The organism is Desulforhopalus singaporensis (assembly GCF_900104445.1).
In the GTDB taxonomy this organism is placed as follows: domain Bacteria; phylum Desulfobacterota; class Desulfobulbia; order Desulfobulbales; family Desulfocapsaceae; genus Desulforhopalus_A; species Desulforhopalus_A singaporensis.
The window spans coordinates 1-3,144 of sequence record NZ_FNJI01000090.1 but is presented as its reverse complement, the minus strand read 5'-3'; the positions used below and the strand labels follow the sequence as shown (position 1 = coordinate 3,144).

The 3,144-nt window shown below is 42.0% G+C and carries 2 protein-coding genes; one reads left to right on the top strand and one right to left on the bottom strand.

The window, feature by feature from the left end; genetic code table 11:
* Nucleotides 1-489: 489 nt before the first annotated feature.
* Nucleotides 490-840 (bottom strand): DMT family protein, encoded by a 351-nt coding sequence (locus BLQ17_RS21755; RefSeq protein ID WP_092226356.1) that lies wholly within the window; start codon nt 838-840, stop codon nt 490-492.
* Between the two features lie 1,228 nt (nt 841-2,068).
* Between BLQ17_RS21755 and BLQ17_RS21745 the strand changes: the two genes are divergently transcribed.
* Nucleotides 2,069-3,019: a threonine ammonia-lyase gene (locus tag BLQ17_RS21745; RefSeq protein ID WP_092226353.1), complete on the top strand. Its 951-nt coding sequence runs from the start codon at nt 2,069-2,071 to the stop codon at nt 3,017-3,019.
* Nucleotides 3,020-3,144: the final 125 nt, after the last annotated feature.

The window sequence follows — 3,144 nt, the reverse complement described above, 5'->3', positions numbered from 1 at the left end:
CAGGATGTCTTTTTCGGTTTCTTTGCTCACATCAATTCCTTTTCTTAGCGAAGTTAACTGATTGTAAGCAGTTACACAATTTTATTTACAGACTCCTGATTAGCTCAAAAAAACTTGGGGATGATCCTCGGTCGTGGATCAACAGTGTTGTAAAAAAGTACTTGTGATGTTTGCCACCGGTTGCGGCGATAGTCATGCCAAACATTTCGCAACCACCGGCATCAGCTAGAATGTCGGGAGAATAGCCTTCCTGTTCCAAAGAGCAAATGGCAACTTGAGTTATTTTGAATTTTTGTCAGTAAGCAGCCTTTTTACCTTGCACGAATCCATCGACACACGACGTTGTAGTGAACTGATACAATCTCAGTAATTTCCTTGCGGGCCTTTCCGGCCTGAATCAAGCGAATGGCTAGATTTAGAGAAGTTGTTTTACAATATCAACCGGCATAACATACCTGTATTTATAATGGTTACCTGTAGTTAAAATGGTTACGCCAGCCTGCTTCTGAACATGAAGTAGACTGCACCGATAAGGCATATTCCTGCCCAGAGATAATCGGTTTTTAAGGGTTCTTTAAGATAGAAGAATGAAAATGGGACAAAGATACCAAGAGTGATAACCTCCTGGATGATTTTTAGTTCACCGACGTTCAGTACTGTGTAGCCGATACGGTTAGCAGGTACCTGAAGGAGGTATTCAAACAGCGCGATACCCCAACTCAATAAAGCAGCGATGATCCAGATTTTATTATTGAGCTGCTTAAGATGTCCATACCATGCAAAGGTCATGAAAATGTTACTGCATATAAGCAGCAATACTGTGGTGACTACCGGATTCATATTGTTTTAGAGGAATTATCTTTCTGTAAAATATCACTGATGGAATTTAAGATAGGAGTCTGTTGAAAGTCAAAAAAAATAAGCAACTACGCACTGTTAAGTGCGTAGTTGGTGATCAGTGCGTGGGATTATATGTCTTTGATGTGATAATTGGAATATTTTTTTTATGTTGATTAGAAATTTCGATATTTGAGCTTGCCAAAAGAATTTGCACAAGCCTCTCAGTGGAAAAATTGCTACCTATGAAAACCTTATGGTGGTGAAAAGAAGGAGCGGATTATGGCAAAGAGAAAGCAACGTAAACATTCAGCGAATTTTAAGGCGAAAGGGGCTCTTGTTGTATCAGGGCGGAGAAAAGACCCTGGCTGAGTAGGCTGAACTGTATGAGGTGCATCCCGACCAGGTCACAACCTGGAAGCGGCAACTGACTGAACAGGCCAATTGACTTTAGAGAACGATTTTTTTTTAGAGTGCGCTCAACAAGGCGGGATTGCTGAGCGCAGAGCGATAATTAACCGTAGGCCGGAGCTCGCAATAAGCCGGCAGACAACGCTTCTCTAAATAAGCCGTGGCTGCGCCTATTGCCGGCCTTGGCCGATGGGTGAGGATGAACTCGCACTGATGCGCCGAATCGACCAGCTCCATCGGGACCACCCGTTTATGACCGCACGCATGCTTCGAGATCAGCTTGTCCTGGAAGGATAAGCTGTTGGGTGCAATCGCGCAGGCACATTGATGAAACGAATGGACCCAAAGGCTCTCTGTCAAAAACCGAAAACGAGCAAGAAACATCGCCGCCACGCCGCTATCCTTATTGCTGTGTGGTATGAACATCGACAAGACGAACCAGGTATGGGCTCTTCATACGAAATATATACCGATGGCTAGGGGGGCTCTTTGACTACACTTGAGTTTGTTAAAACCGTTAAAAGCCAGGGGGGGCGGCGAGACAACCTTTTTGTTGAACGACTCTGGAAAATAGTGAAGTATGAGTAACTGTTCCTGCATGCATATGACTCAGTTTTTGAACCACGTTGATCGTTTAAGAAATATTTTGACCGGCATAACAGATATCGACCGCATTCAGGTGTTAACCAATAGACACCGGACGAGGTCTGTTGCGAAAGTTGCCCGTCATATACTTTGGAGTAAATTCCGGTAGGTTTTCCACTTAAAAATGAAAAAACTGTTCAAATGAACTGAGCTACCTCTCACCAAAACAAAAGAAATGATAAATATAAAAGATATCTGGTCTGCACATGAACGTATAAAACCATTTATAAGAAAAACACCATTGGAATACTCCATGGAACTAAGCCACATAGCCAATGCAAATGTTTTCTTTAAGATGGAGTGTTGGCAACACACTGGAAGCTTTAAAGCGCGTGGAGCTTTCAATTGTTTACAAATACTCAATTCAGAACAAAGGGATCTGGGCGTTGTAGCACCCACTGCAGGCAATCATGGAATCGGTATTGCCTATGCTGCAAGTACTCTTGGAATTCCAGCACATATTTTTTTACCTGATACGACAGATCAATTGAAAATCAAATATCTGAAAAAATTAGATGCAAATATTTCAAAATTTCCCGATATTGAAACAGCTCGAATTGAAGCTCTAAAGTCGGCAAAAACTAAAGGGTTTGAATTTATATCAGCTTACAATAACAAGGGGATGATCTGCGGTGGGGGGACTGTAGCGATAGAACTCCTTCAAGATATTTGTGATGTTGATATTGTGGTTGTATGCGTGGGCGGTGGGGGGCTAATATCCGGTATTTCAAGCTTTTTGAAAGCAAATAACCCTTCGATTCAAGTATGGGGGGTTCAAACCGAAAACAGTCCAACGTTTATACGATGGTTTGAAAACAAAGAGATAACACCAGTAAAGCTTTTACCATCAATTGCCCCAGGGCTAAGTGGAGCAATTGAACCAGAAACTATGACATTTTCAATTGTCAGAGATAATGTTGATAGAATGATTGGCGTGAGTGACAACGATTTGATTGAAGGTCTGAAATTTATGGTTCAGCACCATCAGCAAATAGTTGAGCCTTCAGGGATTGCTGGCGTTTCTGCAATCCTGCGAGAGTCGAGCATGTTAACCGGTAAAAAAATCGCTGTTGTTGTTACGGGACGAAATATATCTTACTCAGAATTCAACGATTTAGTTAATTGACTGAAGTTTAGAGTTTCGTAAATCCACCGGTATGACGGTGGTGGCGGATTTTTCCCTGCCATTTTGTTCTTTGACATCATATTTACCCAGGGTTTGACCTGATTCGAGTAAATTCTCAATTTATC